Source organism: Ezakiella sp., from assembly GCF_034180565.1.
Taxonomy (GTDB): Bacteria; Bacillota; Clostridia; order Tissierellales; family Peptoniphilaceae; genus Ezakiella.
Genome location: NZ_JAXFOB010000022.1, coordinates 41632 through 58931, shown reverse-complemented (window position 1 = coordinate 58931; position 17300 = coordinate 41632). Strand labels below are relative to the sequence as shown.

Annotated in this window: 13 protein-coding genes; 3 read left to right on the top strand and 10 right to left on the bottom strand. The window is 36.5% G+C overall.

Translation table 11 applies throughout. From position 1 onward, the window contains the following. Positions 1–49 precede the first annotated feature (49 nt). Entirely contained in the window at positions 50–652 is a 603-nt protein-coding gene (locus SPI61_RS04780; protein WP_321136979.1) for an S-layer homology domain-containing protein, read from the top strand. A 33-nt stretch (positions 653–685) separates the two neighbouring features. On the opposite strand, the gene SPI61_RS04775 is transcribed toward SPI61_RS04780, so the two are convergent. Next, on the bottom strand, positions 686–1792 hold the full coding sequence (locus SPI61_RS04775) for an ATP-NAD kinase family protein (protein ID WP_321136978.1): 1107 nt from the start codon (positions 1790–1792) through the stop codon (positions 686–688). Continuing rightward, positions 1770–3038, bottom strand: coding sequence for a dihydroorotase (locus SPI61_RS04770; protein WP_321136977.1), 1269 nt, complete (start codon positions 3036–3038; stop codon positions 1770–1772). Before SPI61_RS04770 ends, SPI61_RS04775 begins: the two co-directional genes overlap by 23 nt. A gap of 91 nt (positions 3039–3129) precedes the next feature. Here SPI61_RS04770 and SPI61_RS04765 point away from each other — a divergent pair, with 91 nt between their 5' ends. Next, positions 3130–4503, top strand: a complete 1374-nt coding sequence (locus SPI61_RS04765) for an aminopeptidase (protein WP_321136976.1) — start codon at positions 3130–3132, stop codon at positions 4501–4503. Positions 4504–4567: 64 nt separating this feature from the next. Continuing rightward, positions 4568–5074 carry a nitroreductase family protein gene (locus tag SPI61_RS04760; protein WP_321136975.1) on the top strand — a complete coding sequence of 169 codons (507 nt, stop codon included), beginning with the start codon at positions 4568–4570 and terminating at the stop codon, positions 5072–5074. 39 nt (positions 5075–5113) lie between these two features. Here SPI61_RS04760 and SPI61_RS04755 read toward each other — a convergent pair whose 3' ends face one another. The 8 genes from SPI61_RS04755 to SPI61_RS04720 form a co-directional block, all read right to left on the bottom strand. After that, complete coding sequence (locus SPI61_RS04755; RefSeq protein WP_321136974.1) at positions 5114–6751, bottom strand: hypothetical protein; 1638 nt, start codon at positions 6749–6751, stop codon at positions 5114–5116. A 68-nt stretch (positions 6752–6819) separates the two neighbouring features. After that, the gene (locus SPI61_RS04750; RefSeq protein WP_321136973.1) at positions 6820–9300 is read right to left on the bottom strand and encodes a hypothetical protein; all 2481 of its coding nucleotides are present in this window, start codon (positions 9298–9300) and stop codon (positions 6820–6822) included. Positions 9301–9309: 9 nt separating this feature from the next. Next, positions 9310–10044, bottom strand: a complete 735-nt coding sequence (locus SPI61_RS04745) for a hypothetical protein (protein ID WP_321136972.1) — start codon at positions 10042–10044, stop codon at positions 9310–9312. Positions 10045–10365: 321 nt separating this feature from the next. After that, the gene (locus SPI61_RS04740) at positions 10366–10932 is read right to left on the bottom strand and encodes a hypothetical protein (RefSeq protein ID WP_321136971.1); all 567 of its coding nucleotides are present in this window, start codon (positions 10930–10932) and stop codon (positions 10366–10368) included. Between the two features lie 105 nt (positions 10933–11037). Beyond that, complete coding sequence (locus SPI61_RS04735; RefSeq protein WP_321136970.1) at positions 11038–13035, bottom strand: ABC transporter ATP-binding protein; 1998 nt, start codon at positions 13033–13035, stop codon at positions 11038–11040. Positions 13036–13045: 10 nt separating this feature from the next. Continuing rightward, positions 13046–14179, bottom strand: coding sequence for an ABC transporter permease (locus tag SPI61_RS04730; protein ID WP_321136969.1), 1134 nt, complete (start codon positions 14177–14179; stop codon positions 13046–13048). Continuing rightward, positions 14179–15159 carry an ABC transporter permease gene (locus SPI61_RS04725; RefSeq protein WP_321136968.1) on the bottom strand — a complete coding sequence of 327 codons (981 nt, stop codon included), beginning with the start codon at positions 15157–15159 and terminating at the stop codon, positions 14179–14181. The genes SPI61_RS04730 and SPI61_RS04725 overlap by 1 nt, the downstream gene beginning before the upstream one ends. Positions 15160–15196: 37 nt before the next feature. After that, a complete protein-coding gene (locus SPI61_RS04720) occupies positions 15197–17215 on the bottom strand; it encodes an ABC transporter substrate-binding protein (RefSeq protein ID WP_321136967.1) in 2019 nt (672 codons plus the stop codon). Positions 17216–17300 lie beyond the last annotated feature (85 nt).

Here is a 17300-nt window from a genome sequence, read left to right as displayed (position 1 = left end):
TGCGGACGCACTTATTGTTTTTGTATAAACTTGAAAGGAGCTCACTGAGTTGAAGAGAATATTTAATTCGCTCTTTACTTTGTTTTTAGTCATTTTATTATGTATAAATTCAACTGTAAAAGCTTATCCAACTAGATATTATAACGAAGCGAAACTTCTTGAAAAAGCTGATATTATGAAAGGCGATACAAAGGGCGATTTGATGCTCGACGAAACTCTTCAAAGGCAGGATCTTGTAATAATCATTGCAAGACTTTATTCAGAGGAAAAAAGAGCAAAGTCTATGACAGGAAAGCTTGAATTTAAAGATGTTGACAGCAAAGCTTATTACAGACCGTTCATTATCTGGGCTGCCGAAAAAGGAATTATGGAAGGAAAATCCGAGACAAAATTCGGCGTCGGCGACGATGTTACAGTTCTTCAGCTTGAAACAATCCTGCTTAGAATTTTGGGCTACGAAGAAGAGGCAAAGAATCCGGATTTAATCGTAACGCTTTCCGATTCGCTTGGTCTTGCTGAAGGCGTATCTGCAAAAGACGGCGACAGCATTAAGCGGGGCGAACTTTCAAAAATGATTATAAATGCACTTAATATAGAGAGAAAAGGTTCAACTCTAAAATTAAAAGACGTTTTGAATCTTGACATAAAATAACTCCCAATCGAATTGATTGAGAGTTATTTTTATTTATTCAACTTTTTTCATTGAGTAGAAATCATAGTCCACTAAAACTTTTACATATCCTCTTAGCATATCATTTACGTCTTCGTCTCCCGTATCGACTCTTAAAGGCCCTTGGATTGAATTTAATTTTTTTCTCGTCGCAAGCACCGTTATATTTTCTTTTCCTACTTTTTTTATTACCTCAGGTGAAAACTGTTGATTGCCGCGACCGAATATATAACCTTGTCCACCAATAACCGTGACAATGATTTTGCTCTTTCCATATTTTTGAATGAGTTCCAATATTTCCTTTTCCGATAAATCTTTCCCGACAAGTTTTTTATTTAAAACCGCATCGACTCCCAAAAGAGAACCATCATAGCCGCAAATCTCCGCAATCGGTTTTAGAGTTGAGCCCGTTCCTATAAAATAGAGCACGTCCTCTTCCATATTGTCGACGGCACAGTGACAAATCGTATCGATATCAGCTTGTCCCCCGGCAGTTGACGGACTCTTTAACGCCTGCATCAAATTCGAAACATATGGCACATACATATATCCGTAGAGCTTTACATTCAAAATTTCTTTTCTAAACGCTTCTTCGTCAATATCCATGACCTCTTCTAAAATCTTGTCGACTTTTTGTCCGTCCATCATTCTGTTTATTAGAAACGCAGCGGATTTCGGCGTGTTTGCAAAAACTGCCGAGTGCATTTTTGTCCCGGCAGGAATCCCCACAACCGGAAGATTTTCTTTTACCGCGTCATATATATTTCTTGCCGTTCCGTCTCCCCCTGCAAAAACGAGAAGGTCCACATTCTCTTTTAAAATTTCTTTCGCAATTTCAGTCGTGTCTTCGCCCGTCGTTTCATTTTTTATATGTCCGACTACTTTATGAGAAATGTCTAGGCTCTCGAGCATTTCCGCTCCCATAACTCCCGGAGCCGAAACAATTTCAGGGAGACTGTTTTCACTTTTTAAGATTTCAAACACTTCCCTTGCGCGATCATTTGCCTTCGGCTTCGCTCCACGCTCGAGTGCAAGCTTTTGAATTTCCTTGCCGTCACTTCCTTTAAGCGCCGCAGATCCGCCGATGCCCGCCATCGGATTAACAATTAAACCTATCTTCACTTGTTCCCTCCTTCAAATCGTTATAAAGAACTTTTCCATCCTTTATTGTCATCAAAACTTTTCCAATCATCTTTCTGCCGAAAAGCGGTGTATTATTGGACTTGCTGTATGAATGGTCATAAATATATTCCGCACCTTTGTCAAGCACGACCAAATCCGCCCTTTCACCCGTAGCAATCGGGGATTTTATTCCAAAGAGTGCACGTGGGTTTGTCGACAAGCATCTTATAATTTCCCTCATCGACATTATTTTTTCGTGATATATTTTTTCCATTGCAACTGAAAATGCCGTTTCAATCGATATAAGTCCGCTCTTCGACTTGAACTCACCGAGTTTTTTATCCCCGGCAGTGTGTGGAGCGTGGTCTGTTGCTATCATATCGATTGTGCCGTCTTTTAGACCCTCAATCAAAGCGACTCTGTCCTCTTCGGTTCTCACCGGCGGATTTACCTTTAAAAGCGTTCCGTACTTTTCGACCATATCCTTTGTAAAAAATAGATGAGTCGGCGTTACCTCGCACGTAAGTTTCAATCCGCTTTTTTTTGCATCCCTTAAAAGTTCAACGCTTTCTTTACTCGAGAGATGTTGAATATTTATATGTCCGCCATATTTTTCCAAAAGCTTCAAATCTCTTTCTATAATTGAGATTTCCGCTTTTCTGTTTGCCGTGTCGTCATATCCCGGATGTTCTATAAAACTGGGGTCCTCTTCGTGAAGACTCAAAATAAATCCGTATTCTTGAGACAGCTTCAGCGCTTCAATCATGATATCTTCCCGTACAATCGGAAAACCGTCATCGGTAATACATTTGACTCCGATTTTTTTCAGACTCTCGAAGTCCGTCAAATTCTCACCCTTCATACCGATTGTCATATTTACCGCTTGATAAATATCTATGGGAATATTTTTTATCTTTTCCTGAACTTCTTCGTATTTTGAGACGGAATCAATCGGAGGTTTAGAGTTTGCCATTGCACAAACATGAGTATATCCGCCTCTTAGCGCAGCGTGCGCACCGGTTTCATATGTTTCCTTGTCCGATTCTTCGAAATCTCTGAAATGAACATGTGTATCAAAAAATGAAGGTGCAAGAATTTTTCCGCTTAAATCAAAAACCTCCTCATTTGAATCACAGTCCAAATTTCCCTCAAGAACTTTTTCTATATATCCGTTTTTTATCAGTACATCCCCTTCGAAATCTTTCTCCGAAGCAGGATCTATAACTTTAACATTTTTTAATAACAAATTAAACACCTCCCTTATGTTATACCCATAAAGATGACATTATTTTCAGAATCTGTTATAATAGTATTATAGAAAAGAAAGGAGATTTTTTATGGTTAGAAAAAATACATGGTTAAAGCTCGATGAAGCTGAAACAAAAGAAGTTTTTGACTACAACGATGACTACAAAAAATTCTTGGACATCGCAAGAACAGAAAGACTTGCAAATCAAGAAATTATCAAAAGAGCAAAAGAAAACGGTTTCAAGGACCTTGAAGAAGTGATTAAATCCGAAGGTAAACTTGAAAAAGGTGGAAAATATTTTGTAAACCACAAGAACAAATCAGTTGCTCTTATCGTTTACGGCTCAAAGCCTTTGAGTGAAGGTCTTCAAATTGTCGGAGCACACATTGACTCCCCGAGACTTGACCTAAAACCGAATCCGCTCTATGAAAACAAGGGACTTGTAAAACTTAAAACTCACTATTACGGCGGAGTTAAAAAATATCAATATACAACAATTCCACTCGCTATTCACGGAGTTGTTTACAATAAAGACGGTGAAAGAATCGAAATTGCAATCGGAGACGATATAAACGATCCTGTTTTCACAGTAACCGACCTTTTGATTCACCTTTCACGCGACCAACAATCAAAACCTATGCGCGAAGCAATTACAGGCGAACAACTTAATGTTCTTTTCGGCTCAATTCCTCTTAAAGACAAGGAAAAAGATGCTGTAAAAGAAAATATTTTAAAGCTTATTAAAGAAAAATACAATTTCGAAGAAGAAGATTTCCAAATCGCTGAACTCGAAGTTGTTCCTGCTTGCAAATCGAGAGATTTAGGTCTCGACAGAAGTATGGTTATCGCATACGGACAAGATGACAGAGTTTGTGCATACGCAACAATGCGCGCAATCTTCGAAGTTGAAAATCCTGAAAAAACTGCTCTCGGTCTATTCATGGACAAAGAAGAAATCGGTTCAATGGGAAATACAGGTATGGCTTCATATTTCTGGGAAAACCTCGTTCACGAACTCGTAAACTTGGAAGGAAACTATTCCGCTCTTGACGTAAACAGAACTCTTAAAAATTCAAAAGTTCTTTCAGCTGACGTAACAGTTGGTTATGACCCTGACTTCGCAGATGCTGTTGAAGCACAAAACACCGCATATATAGGATGCGGAATCGTAGTTTCAAAATATTCAGGCTCAGGCGGAAAAGGCGGCTCATCAGACGCAAACGCTGAATTCCTACAAGAAGTCAGAAAATGTTTTGACGATAGCAATGTCACCTGGCAAACAGGAGAACTCGGAGCCGTTGACAAGGGTGGCGGAGGAACAATTGCTCTTCTACTTGCAAAATACGGCGCTGAAGTTGTAGACTGCGGACCTGCTGTTCTATGCATGCACGCACCTATGGAAGTTACAAGTAAAGCCGACACATATATGTGCTACAAAGCTTATAAAGCTTTTATGGCATAACTATAAATTTATTATCCGCTCTTCATTTTGGAGGGCGGATATCTACTTAAGGAGAACAATTTTAATGGATGCAATCGAAAATCTTTTAACCAGAAGAAGCACAAGAAAATTTAAGGACAAAGAGCTCCCAAGAGAAGCTCTTGAGAAAATCGTAGAGTGCGGAAAAGCATCTCCTACGGGCATGAACAAACAACAAAGGCTTTTCACCGTCCTTACAAAAGAAGAAGACATTCAAAAACTCGCAAAGGCAATCGGCGATTCCCTCGAACTTCAAAACTACAGAATTTACGATGCAAAGGCGCTAATAATCGTCACGGTGCCAAAAGATTTGAGACTCGGCGACGCCGACACCTCAACCGCAATGGAAAATATGTATCTCGCAAGCCACGCTCTCGGAATCGGTGCCGTCTGGATAAATCAACTTCGAGAAAACAACAGCGAAATCGTAAGAAAGGTTTTAAATGAATTTAAAATCCCTGAAGATCATATCTCGTACGGAATGTTGGCACTCGGATACAGCGACGAAACTCCAAAAGAAAAAGAAAGAACTGAAAAAGTTGTATTTATATAGACGAAAAAAGAGCCGCACAATTATTATGTGCAGCTCTTTTTATTTGTCCCTTGCTACGCTTTCAAGCTTTGCAAGTATATCTTCAAAATAAATATTCATTTTTACATCAGGAGAAAATTGTATAATTCCAAAAGTTGAAATATCTTTTTTTCGGAGTGATTCATTATTTTCGTAATTCCAAAGCATATTTAAGCATTCGTCCGTTCTTCCCTGCAAAATATATACATATTGGCTTCTTTCAAAGTTCTCATCTCTTATTTGAATGAAATATTTACTTATAACCTCTTCCATATGTCCTTTTAAAATTGTATTTCTGGTTTGAAACTTTGAATCCAAAATCAAATAAGCATCTTTTTTTCCGCTTATTTTTAGAACAAAGTCAGGGCTATAGTAGTTCCCGGTCTTGTTATACGGCGTGTACATCACATCGCAACCGCTCGTTCTCAAAAGTCCGATTTCGTTTTCGTAGCGGTCGCCGTATATAACCGGTTGAAAATAAAGCGTAAGTTTCAAATCATCTCTTTTTCTATAAAATGTATTATACAAAAACTCTTCATTTTCAAAAAGCTCATTTGCCGTCTTGTAATTGTAGTTAATGTCCCTTTCCCTGTCCGGCAAATAGCCGTTTGAGTCTATAAAATTTAGCAGCCTTGCAAGACAGTAGTATTCATAGAGCTTGTCAAGGGATTCAATGTTATAAAAAAATTTTTGATATGAAAGACCCATATTTCTATTTTTTTGCCATATAAAAATCAAGTCATTTATTTCTTTAATTTTAAAATTTTTCTTGGGTCTGAAAGAATCCTTTGGAACGCGTCTGTTAAAAGAGCCCATAATCTCAAGAAGCCTTCTTAACTTCGCAATATTTCTCCTAAGTTTATTGTATTCTTTGAAGCCTTTTTTTATTCTTAGCTCTTGAGTCGTTATTACAGGAGCCGAAAATCCGCTCGGAATATTTTTCTTTAAATCGCGAAATCTTTTTGTGTTTTTTAAAAGAATATCTTCAAACTCCTTTAAAATATTTGATGCATCATTATAAAGCATATTCAAAAATCTTATCAGTTGTACTCTTTCTTCGTCCGAGCCTGGCTCCATATTTTCTCTTTTTGTAAGAAAATTTACACGCCCCTGTCTGGTTGTTTTCGATGCACTTAAACCCATAGAGCTGTTTTGAGGAAAGAAATAAGATTTATATTTTTGAACCGCCATAAAAACTCTGTCGAAATAATTATTTATGCTGCTCACAATGAGTCCTGACTCTGAGCTCTCCGAATTTATTTCTCTGTATAGCCCCTTATCGGAAGCGATATAATAAATCATATCATTAAGATTTTCTCTGTCGGTGTCGTTTTTAGTCGTAACGAGAATTCTTTCGGATTGAAGATTCATCTCTTCATCATCTTCGAATCTGATAAAAAGATTCATCCTAATCGAATCAATGAGCATCAAAAATGGATACGACCGAACTCGACCGCCCGCCGGCGTCTGAAATAAAAATCTGTATTCATATCTGCTGTCCTGTTTTTTTACAAACTCTATTTCCCCAATCGGCTCCGAATCTACAAAAAGAATACCTTCGGCAATCTCTTTGTCGGTATATGTGATGTAATCGATACTATATAAACCGTTTTCAAAAACACAGCCCTTCAAAAAAGAGGACTTCTTCTCTTCATCCATATCGATTACCAAATCGTTTTTTGGATAAATGCAGTGCAGTACGAGGTAACTTTTAATAGTATCACCTCCTAAAAGTCAAGTCGGCTTTCAATATCTATTCTGTCTTTTGTAGCCTTTATATCCTTGAATCTGCTTTCCAATAGTTGCATATTTTTCAGCTCGTTTAAAATGCCTGAGAAAAATCTATCGTTCATCTTGTCGAGATTTAAATTCGGTAAAATAAATTGACTTATCGCAAGTTCAATAGGAAGGAATTTTTGCATAGGTGACGAAAGATCCATCATATCGTGAACTGATTCAATATAATTTCTCGCCTTTTCTTCCGACCTGGATGAAATATATGCTCCGTTCTTTCTAAAAATTGACATGAGCGAATTGAATTTTATTTCAAAATCATTTGGAAAAGATTTTCTTTCGTCAAATCGCATTAAATCGTTGTATGAAACGGCTCCCATATCTTCGATTTCCAAATTATTTAATTTATATACGCTTCTACCGTCGTAATTTTGTGTCGACGTTGCGGAATTGTCATAGAATCTGTCGGACAATATGAAACCCGTGTGGTCATCCGTGATAGTTGTGAGAATTCTCAAACTCGGTTTTATTTCAAATTCTCTTCCGCCGCCTAAACTAATATTCATAGTCTCATCAATCTTTTTATCTATAAAACCTGAGAGATAGTGCTCCGGAATAGAAGAGTTCACATTGTCAAAAAGCACGCACGACATAACATTTTCAGCATCTTTTTCCATCATTTCAAACAAATCATAAAGCCTTCTGTTATTCTTTACAATTTCACCGGTGTTCGGGTTGTAGAAGCCTACCAAATCTCTAACCGATCTGACATCAGGGTCAACATTTACACGAACAAAACGATTGTTTTGCGAATTTAATCCGATTGCATTTAAAAACGCCGTCGCCCTCGAAGTTTTTCCGCTTCCGGTTTTTCCGTCGAAGTTCACAATGAAATTTTGTGCAAAAAGTACCAAAAGATTTATAACACCGTTTCTTGAAATTCTGTGATTGTAAACCTTATTCATTCTATATAATACATAGTCTACTATTTCATCTTTCGAATCAAAATCTGCATATGAAACACATTCATAAGGTCTGTATTCAAAATTCTTTGTGCCTCTAACGGTCATAAGGATATCATTAAAGCCTTTTTCCTTAAGTGCAAGACCAATCACTCGTCCTGTGTTTTGAAACTCGTCAATGCCGTCTCTAAGCTCTTTTAAGATACCGTCGCGAGTTTGTGAGAGTTCATCTATTTGCTCTTCTCTTGCACTGATATCGTTCTTTAAAGTAGAATCGACGGACGCAAGGTCATAGATTCCAATCAGCGCTTTTATTTCCGCATCAAGCTCATCACGCTTATTTTGCAGCTTTTCAATCTCTTCATTTAATTTATTTGAAAGTTCTTCATTTTCTTTTAAAATAAAACTTCTCGCATCGGAAACTTCGTTTCTTATAGTTTCCAAAGTGCTTTCCAGATTTGATTTCTCTCTATTTAACTCATCAAGTCTTTCTCTCACTTCAATAAATCTTGTAGAGCGTTCTTCAAGCTCGTCAAATCTGGTATCCAAAATCTTTCTTAAAACAAAATCTTGATTTTCTTCATCTTCCATAAGATAAAAAGAAATCTTCGAGAGAAAATCGTCTTGATATTCCGAAGTTCTAATCAGTTCCTTCAGTTTTATCAAACGTGTTTCTGTAATATTCGGATATTTTTCAGGGTCGATTTGCGTGAGTAATAGCTTTTTTAACTCTTTAATCTGATTTCTATCCGTCATTTTTCTCTCTTCAAAAATCGCGAGAATCTTATCCAAGAGAGTAGTATCATTTATAAAGTCATATGAATCCTTTAAATCCGCCGAATCCGACATGGATTTTGCCATAACTAAATCCACCCCGTTGTCTGCTCTGTCCCCTACTCTTAAAACTTCCTTTGAAATGATTGCAGGATTCGGTTTTAAAATATGATAGTCAAATTTGTCAGTTGCAAATAATTTAATTTGATTGTTTTCAACATAATAATCAAACGGACCGAAATAGCCCTCTTTGTTTTTTACAACAATATATTTTGTATAAATATTATCTAAAAAATAATCTATTGATTTTCTTTTTAATATATCTTCAATTGAAAGGTCTGTTTTGACAACTTGATAAAAATTGCTGTCCTTAAAACCTTCAAGCCATACTTCGCTTATTTCTTCGCTGTAAGTCGGGTTAAACTTTAATCTGTAGTGATTGTTTTGTTGGTCCGTATCTTCTTCCGGAATAATATTAAGTCTCGCCTTTACAAGATGTGAAAGTTTGTCAACCACATCCTCCGCCGAAAAGCCTCCCTGAATTCTAACCTCAAAACTTCCAAGCATCGGAAAATCCGCCGGATCAATCGGCACAACCGTCTCATCATCAACTAAAATATAGCACGGATATACATAACATACTCTGTTAATAGCATTTGAATTTTCCCCATGAGTATAATTCTCATTGTAATAAATCCATCCTAATAGCGTCTTATCGACATAATTTTGAATTTCCATAAAAATCTCCTATCTCAAAATTAATATTCTTAATCGCCACAACAATAAAGCGATTATAGGAAAAATAAAATTTAAAGAACTGTTGTAGTTCTTTCTATTGTTGTTTTCATCATAAAAATAATAAAAAATTGGCGCAACAACCATACTTGCTCCCGGAATACAAATAGCAAAACTAAAAAGTGCCTGCCCCTTTCTATTCGGCTCGAGATAATTAAGAATGATAAATAAAATTCCTATAATGAAGCCATAATCCACACCTATATTTATTGATATGAATATATATAGCGCAGCTAAAGGAAGTCTCATAATCTTTTTAAAATCAAAATACTGCCAAGCAATTGTGAAAAATGCGCCGAGTAAAATTGCAAATAACGGACTTTGAAATTTTATATCTATAAACTTATCAAAAGAATATAAATCATATATTATTTCAAATAAAACAGTTACTACAGTTAAATTTAAAATAAACTTTTTATCTGCTCTACGCGCACTTAAAAACACAAGAAAAGCTCCAAGCGGAATTGAAATTCTTGATATCATACTTAATATCAAATAAATAGTATTGTCGTCTGCACCAAAATTAGTTGCTCCCGATTTTATGTATCCGGAAACAACTAAATCAAAAACTACAATTTCGTTTACCATATATAGAATTGCAAGTAAAGAAAAAATAAAATATAATGCTTGATAAGAAAATATCTTTTTAGGCGGTTCGATAGGTTTAGAAGTATTATAATTTATCATATCCCACCACATATTCTAATAAAAATCTCATAATAATAAAGCTCCTTAACTATTGTCTTAAAATAATATTTTAATTATAAATTCGCTTATTGATTTCTTATTTATAATCCTATAATTTTATAAATATATTATTGTACTGTTTTTAATGATTTAACTAATTAAAAATTAAGGTAAAAAAATACTATATCTAAACTTCAGTCAACTATAAATGATTTTTAAAAACAGTTATTTGCCTTTAAATTTAAATATTAATACGATTTATAAAATCAATATAGTCTTATTCATAAAATAATTTGAAATATAATTAAAATAAAATTCTATTTATAACTTTTTCGAATGTTCCCCCAAAATATCCTTGAGTTCATCATAATTATTGTATCTGTTTTTTGTATTTCTTACATTTTCATAAAGCATGCTGATGTCTTTTTTAATCGATCTTTCAACAGCCTTTGCACAAATTAACATAATTAAAATCGAGACATGTGGCCATACTGTCTTATATGCATGCTCGGTAATTTTTCCGCTGAAATTTAATAAAAAGTCAGAATTGATTATAACCGAATATCCTCTTATGGAAATTATTATGCATGAAATATATAAAACTACAGAAAGTACAACTTTGTAAACTTTTCCACCAACCAGTGGACTTGTCAAAAGTTTGAATGTACTTACAAACGCATATCCCAAAAGTGCAAATAGAAAAACTATTAAATACTCATATATAGTTGAATATCGAGCAATTTTCGAAACCATTTCAGGAGTTAATTCCTTATCAGAAAGACGATTAACGTCTCCTCCTTCATAAAGGATCTCGATTGCAAAAATAGAAACTACAAAAAGTATTATAAAAGCCAGTGCAAGAAATTTAAAAATTTTATTTACCTTCATATACACCTCTAAAAAATTTAAAGGGCATTCACGTAGCCACAAATATCATAAATATCAATGAACTTTGTAGAAGTACGCGAGATGCCCCCTTATTTTATATTATTTTTATTGTAAGCTTTTTTTGTATTCTTCAAGTTCTTTCTTGTTGCAGAAAATGAAGTGACCTGGCTTAATTTCAACCATAGTCGGCTTATCTTGTGAATAATCATGAATTGAAGGGTCATAAACCAAGTGCTTACGTCCTTTTTCAATTCTAGGGTCCGGAATAGGAATTGCGGATAACAATGCCTTTGTATATGGGTGAATTGGATTTCTGTATAATTCTTCAGCATCTGCTAATTCAACCAACTTACCATAATACATAACCCCGATTCTGTCGGAGAAGTATTTAACAACTGACAAGTCATGTGCGATAAACATAACTGTCAAACCAAGTTTTCTCTTTATCGAGTTCAAAAGATTCAATACTTGAGCTTGGATAGAAACGTCAAGTGCAGAAACCGGTTCGTCAGCGATAACAAAGTCAGGATTTGTAATGAGCGCTCTAGCTACACCGATTCTTTGTCTTTGTCCACCTGAGAATTCGTGCGGATATCTGTTTGCGTGTTCCTTTGTTAAACCAACTGTTTCAAGCATTTGATATACAAGTTTTTCAAGTTCTTCTTCACTCTTAACTAGATTGTTGATTCTAAGACCTTCGCCGATAATTTCCTTAACTGTCATTCTCGGGTTGATTGAAGCGATAGGGTCTTGGAAAATCATAGAAATTGATTGGTGAACTTCTCTTGCTTCTTCTTTTGTAAGTTTACCGGCAATATCTTTGCCCTTGTATATAATTTCTCCGTCTGTAGGTTTGTAAAGTCTGATGATTGTACGACCTGTTGTTGTCTTACCACATCCTGATTCTCCAACAAGTCCGAAGCTTTCGCCTCTATAAATGTCGAAAGAAACATTATCGACTGCTTTAACGACGATTTTATTCTTTCCACGTCCACTTGTGAAGTGTTGTTTAAGATTTCTAACACTTAATAGCGGTTCTTCCTTTTCTGTGTGGTGATATTTAGAAACCGTTTGGTTCGAGAAGCTCTTTACCTTGTTCTTAAACGCATCGAGTTCTACATCCGGAGCATCCGGGTGCAATAACCATGTTGCTGCTCTGTGAGTTTCCGAAACATCAAAGAACGGCGGTTGTTGTTCAAGGTCTATTTGCATAGCGAATTGGTTTCTCGGTGCAAAAGCATCTCCAACAGGTGGATATAACATATTTGGTGGAGCTCCCGGAATTGTGTACAATTCATAGTTGGAGTCTGTTTCAAGGTCAGGCATAGCTGCTAGAAGTGCCATAGTGTATGGATGTCTAGGTTTTTCATAAATTTCATAAACAGTACCATATTCTACAACTTTTCCGGCATACATAACTGCAACCTTGTCTGCCAAGTGTGCAACAACACCGAGGTCATGTGTGATGAAAATAACACCGATATTTCTTTCATCTTGAATTTGTTTTATAAGTTCAAGAATCTTTGCTTGAACTGTAACGTCAAGAGCGGTTGTCGGTTCGTCGCAGATAAGAAGCTCAGGGTCACATGCAAGAGCTGTTGCGATAACAATTCTTTGTCTCATACCTCCTGAGAATTGGAAAGGAAATTGAGTATATCTCACTTCCGGCTCAGGGATACCTACAGCCTTCATAAGGCTGAGCGCCTTAGCTTTTGCTTCTTCCTTTGTTGTATTTTTCTTCAAGACTGCAGCTTCGGTAATTTGTTTACCTATTCTCATAACAGGGTCAAGAGATGATAGCGGGTCTTGGAAGATCATAGCAAGTTCGTCTCCACGATACTTTGCCATTTCCTTTTCAGGCAATTTTAATAAGTCAACACCTTTGTATAAAACTTCTCCGTGTTCGATATTGGCATTCTTTGCAAGAATACCCATAACCGCACGAGCAGTAACGGATTTACCGGAGCCTGATTCACCAACGATAGCAAGTGTTTCCCCGCTGTTGACTTCAAAATTAACTCCGCGTACAGCGTGAACTTTTCCTGAATAGGTGTTGAATGTTACATATAAATCTTTTACTTCAAGTAATTTATTTTCAGCCATTTTTTACCTCCTATTCTATACCACGTAATGTTGGGTCAAATGCGTCTCTTAAACCGTTACCCATCAAGTTGAACGCAATCATCATGATTGAGATAACAAATGCAGGGAAAATGGTTAAGTGCGGATATTGAAGCAATACTTTTTGTCCGTCTGCCAACAGAACCCCGATTGAAGGTTCTGGAGCTTGGATACCGAGTCCGATATATGCAAGGAATGATTCCCCGAAAATTGCACCCGGAATTTCAAGAGCGGACATTGTAATGATAATACCTGCAGCATTAGGTAAAATGTGTCTGAAGATAAGAGTTCTATCGGAAGCACCAAGTGTTCTTGATGCGAGAACATATTCCATTTCTTTATATTTCAAGAACTGAGCACGAATCATACGGCTCATTCCGATCCATCCTGTCATACACATAGCAAGTGCAATAGGAATGATACCAGGACCGTAGTAGAATACGAATAAGATAACGATAACCAAGTATGGAACACCACCGATAACTTCGATGAAACGTTGCATCAAAAGGTCAATCCATCCGCCGTAGTATCCTGAAATAGCACCGTAGATGATACCGATCAAAATATTAACAGCCATAGCAATAAGAGAAATCAAGAATGAAACTCTAAGACCTCTCCAAAGTCTTGTCCATAGGTCACGACCGAGGTTGTCGGAACCGAACCAATAATATACATCTGTTGCGTCGTTTTGTTTATACGGGTCCAATTTGATTTTGGACATTTCTGTTCCTTTTACAACACGTGTTGAAATAGTTCCGATATAAGCATCTTTGTACTTCTTTTCGATATTGTCTGTTCTAACTTCTTTTGTACTTGTGCCTGAGAAGAGTGAAAGGCCGCTTAGCCATGATACTCTCGGAGGCATATTTTGTAATTTAACATTTTGATCAGCAAATCCATACTTACTCATTGACGGTCCAAAGATAGCCATGAATGTGAGGATTGCTATGATGATAAAGCTGACAAGAGCAGCTTTGTTTTTTCTGAATCTGATCATTGCGTCTTTGAAGAAACCGATTGCTTCTCCTTGAATTACTTCGTCGTGGAGTCTTGTATCGATTTGAACAAATTCAAATTTTTCCTTTGGAATACTATTTAGATTTGGAGTTGTGTTTTTTTCTGACATTAATCTCTACCTCCTAATCTGATTCTAGGGTCAATAATACCATAGCTCAAGTCAACAATAAGAATTGTTACAAGCGATAATAATGAGAACCAGAATAATACGCCGATTGCCAACGGAAAGTCGTAAGCGTTGATAGCGTCAACCATAATATTACCCATGCCCGGAATCGAGAAAATTCTTTCAATAACTAAAGAACCGCCCATGATTTGTAAGAACATCGGAATTATAATATTTGCAAGTGGAATAAATGAGTTTCTGAGAGCGTGGCGAACTGTTGCTTGAACTTGACTCAAACCTTTTGATTTAGCAAGTAGCATGTATTCTGAGTTAAGTGCTTCTGTAAGTTCAGCTCTTGTATATCTTGCAACACCCGCAATTGAACCGAAGGAAAGTGCTAAAATAGGTAAAATCATTGAATAGAATTTTGACCACGTTAATTTTGTACCAACCTCTGTGATGATCGGGAACCAACCAAGTTTGAATGCTAAGTAATATTGCATAAGTGATGCATAAACAAAACTTGGAACAGATATAAATAGAATAATTAAAATAGAAATAATTTGGTCATCTATCTTATTTTTTCTTATAGCTGCCCAGATACCAAGTATCATAGCTATAGGCATTGTGAAAATAAGAGAGAATATATTTAATTGCATTGATACCGGAATTTTTGTAGCTAATACTTCATTTACCGGAACTTTTGGTTGGATAACCAATGAAATACCAAAGTCTCCCTTTGCGAAGTCTCTAATAAAATATCCATATTGTGTTGTTAACGGGTCGTTTAAGTGATACTTGTCAAGCATGGCTTTTTTTACGTCCGCAGGTAATTTGTTATTTTGAATAAAGTTACCCGGCATACTGTGCATAACAAAAAAGCTTATAGTTATAATTAAAAATAAGGTTATAGCCATCAAGACAAGTCTTTTAGCGATATATCTTGCCATTGTCTTTCTCCTTTCTGAGCATAATTTGGACAAAGAGGGGCCGTACCCCTCTTTGTCGAATTATATTTTATTATTGAAGCGGATCGATTTCTGCTTGCATTGGAGCAAAACCGACACCAATTACCCATTCTCTTGTTAGAAGGTGAATTCTGTCTTGATATAGACGTGCGGTTTCTGTTTGATACATTGGAACCATTGGAACGTTGTCTAACAACATTTTTTCCATTTCTCCAAGTGCTTCAAGTCTTTCTTGTGGTTTGAAGATTAAGTCGCCCTTGTTTGTTCTTCTGTATAATTCGTCGAATTCATCTGATCTGAATTGGTCACATTTGATACCGAATGTTTGTGTATAAACTTCCATACCACCCCATGGATTGAAGATTCCGCCTGTCCAAGCGCCGAATCCCATGTCGTAGTCTCCGTTTTGCATGTTGTCGTAAGCGTTGTTCCATGGAACTGCTCTCAACTTAACATCAATTCTGTCTGCTCCGAACATGTTTTCATATTCTTGTTCAAGGAATTCTGCCATGCCCTTCATTTGGTCAGAGTTATCAAAGTACATGATGTCAACAACCATTTGTTTGCCGAATTTTTCATATGCTTTGTCGAAGAATTCTTTAGCTTTTTCCGGATCATATCCGTCATTTTCAGGATAGTTTGCCTTACCTACTTCAGTTTCACGGAATGTGATACCTTTAAGTGGGTCAACTGTTCTTGTGTCAGCAATGATACATGGTTGTGGTATAGCTGTCTTGTAAATGTCTTTTGCAAGAGATTGTCTGTCCATACCCCAGTACATAGCTTTTCTGAAGTTAATATCTGTTAAGAATGCTTTTTCAGGATCTGTAGCTGTCATGTTGATGAACATTTGCCATACAGAGTCTGATTTTGAGAATACCAAACGTGGGTCTTCTTCATACTTATCGTAGTTAGCACCTCTTAAACCAACTGTATCTGTTTCATTGTTTTCAAACAATTGAAGTGCAGTGTTGTCGTCTTCAACAACTCTTTCAGTGATTTTTTCCGGTGTGTAAATGTCTCTCAAAGGAGATTTTTCATTTCTTTCATATGATCTGTATTGGTCTCTTACCCATTCTGTTAGGAGGTAAGGTCCTGTAAAGTCGATCTTAGAAATTTCTGTACCATAGTCTGTTTCAGTCTTGTCAGCGTTCATTCCGCCTTCATATAAGTCTTTTCTTACAGGAGAGTTTGATGAACCGCCAACGAATGCTAACCAGAAGTTTACTTCAGGAATTGCGTAATCAAGAGTAATTTCGATTGTATAGTCGTCAACAGCTTTAAAACCGACGTCTTCCCATTTAGCTCCGCCTTCTGCCAAGTCTTCTTCGTCAACAGAAATTCTGTGAGCATCGAGTTCTTCCATACGTTTGTCGTATTCTTCTTGTTTCTTTGTCTTTTCGTCGCCGTCAGCCATGCCTTCGATTTCTTTGTTAAGTTCTTCAAGAGCTTTTTCTTCTTCTTGTTGAGCTTGAAGTTTAATATTATCTTCAGCAAAACCTGTCCAGTATTTCTTTGCGTTTACAACACTGAGGTCTCCTGTGAAGAAAGCTTCAGGTCCACGGAAGTTCTTGAGCTTAGGATCAAGAAGCATTTTCCATGAGTAGATGAAATCTTCAGCAGTGATCGGTGTTCCGTCAGGCCATTGTAGGTCTTCACGGAGTTTCCATGTCCATACTGTTCCGTCTTCGTTCTTTTCAGGAAGATCAACAGCTAAGTTTGGAGTAAAATCAAATGTACCTTTTTCTTCGTTATATGTTAATTCAAGCATATTTCCGAGAACTAATGTTAAAACATCTCCTTCTGCAGATGTTTCTGAAAGGTGTGGATTCAAAGTTTTGATTTTACCACCTGTCATTCTGAATACAACTTCACCTTTGTTTGCATCAGTTGTTTCATCAGCAGGTTCTGTTGTATCTGTTGTTTCGTCTTCTGTGTCTTTTGTTTCATCAGTTGTAGTCGTTTCATCCGGCTTCTTTTCGTCTGTTGGTGCATTGTCCTTTTTACATCCAGCAAAGAATGTTAGAGCCATGAATACTGCTACTAAGATTGCGATTAGTCTTTTTGACATATATCCTCCTTGTTTTTTGGGCTTAGCCCTTTATTCTGTGGATATTTACCACTACATACATTATACCACATCGTTACTTTTTTGT

Coding starts and splice junctions, on each gene's coding strand:
- SPI61_RS04765 (WP_321136976.1), top strand. CDS start 3,130: ATGGTTAGAAAAAATACATGGTTAAAGCTCGATGAAGCTGAAACAAAA.
- SPI61_RS04760 (WP_321136975.1), top strand. CDS start 4,568: ATGGATGCAATCGAAAATCTTTTAACCAGAAGAAGCACAAGAAAATTT.
- SPI61_RS04755 (WP_321136974.1), bottom strand. CDS start 6,751: ATGGATGAAGAGAAGAAGTCCTCTTTTTTGAAGGGCTGTGTTTTTGAA.
- SPI61_RS04720 (WP_321136967.1), bottom strand. CDS start 17,215: ATGTCAAAAAGACTAATCGCAATCTTAGTAGCAGTATTCATGGCTCTA.
- SPI61_RS04745 (WP_321136972.1), bottom strand. CDS start 10,044: ATGATAAATTATAATACTTCTAAACCTATCGAACCGCCTAAAAAGATA.
- SPI61_RS04730 (WP_321136969.1), bottom strand. CDS start 14,179: ATGTCAGAAAAAAACACAACTCCAAATCTAAATAGTATTCCAAAGGAA.
- SPI61_RS04735 (WP_321136970.1), bottom strand. CDS start 13,035: ATGGCTGAAAATAAATTACTTGAAGTAAAAGATTTATATGTAACATTC.
- SPI61_RS04750 (WP_321136973.1), bottom strand. CDS start 9,300: ATGGAAATTCAAAATTATGTCGATAAGACGCTATTAGGATGGATTTAT.
- SPI61_RS04740 (WP_321136971.1), bottom strand. CDS start 10,932: ATGAAGGTAAATAAAATTTTTAAATTTCTTGCACTGGCTTTTATAATA.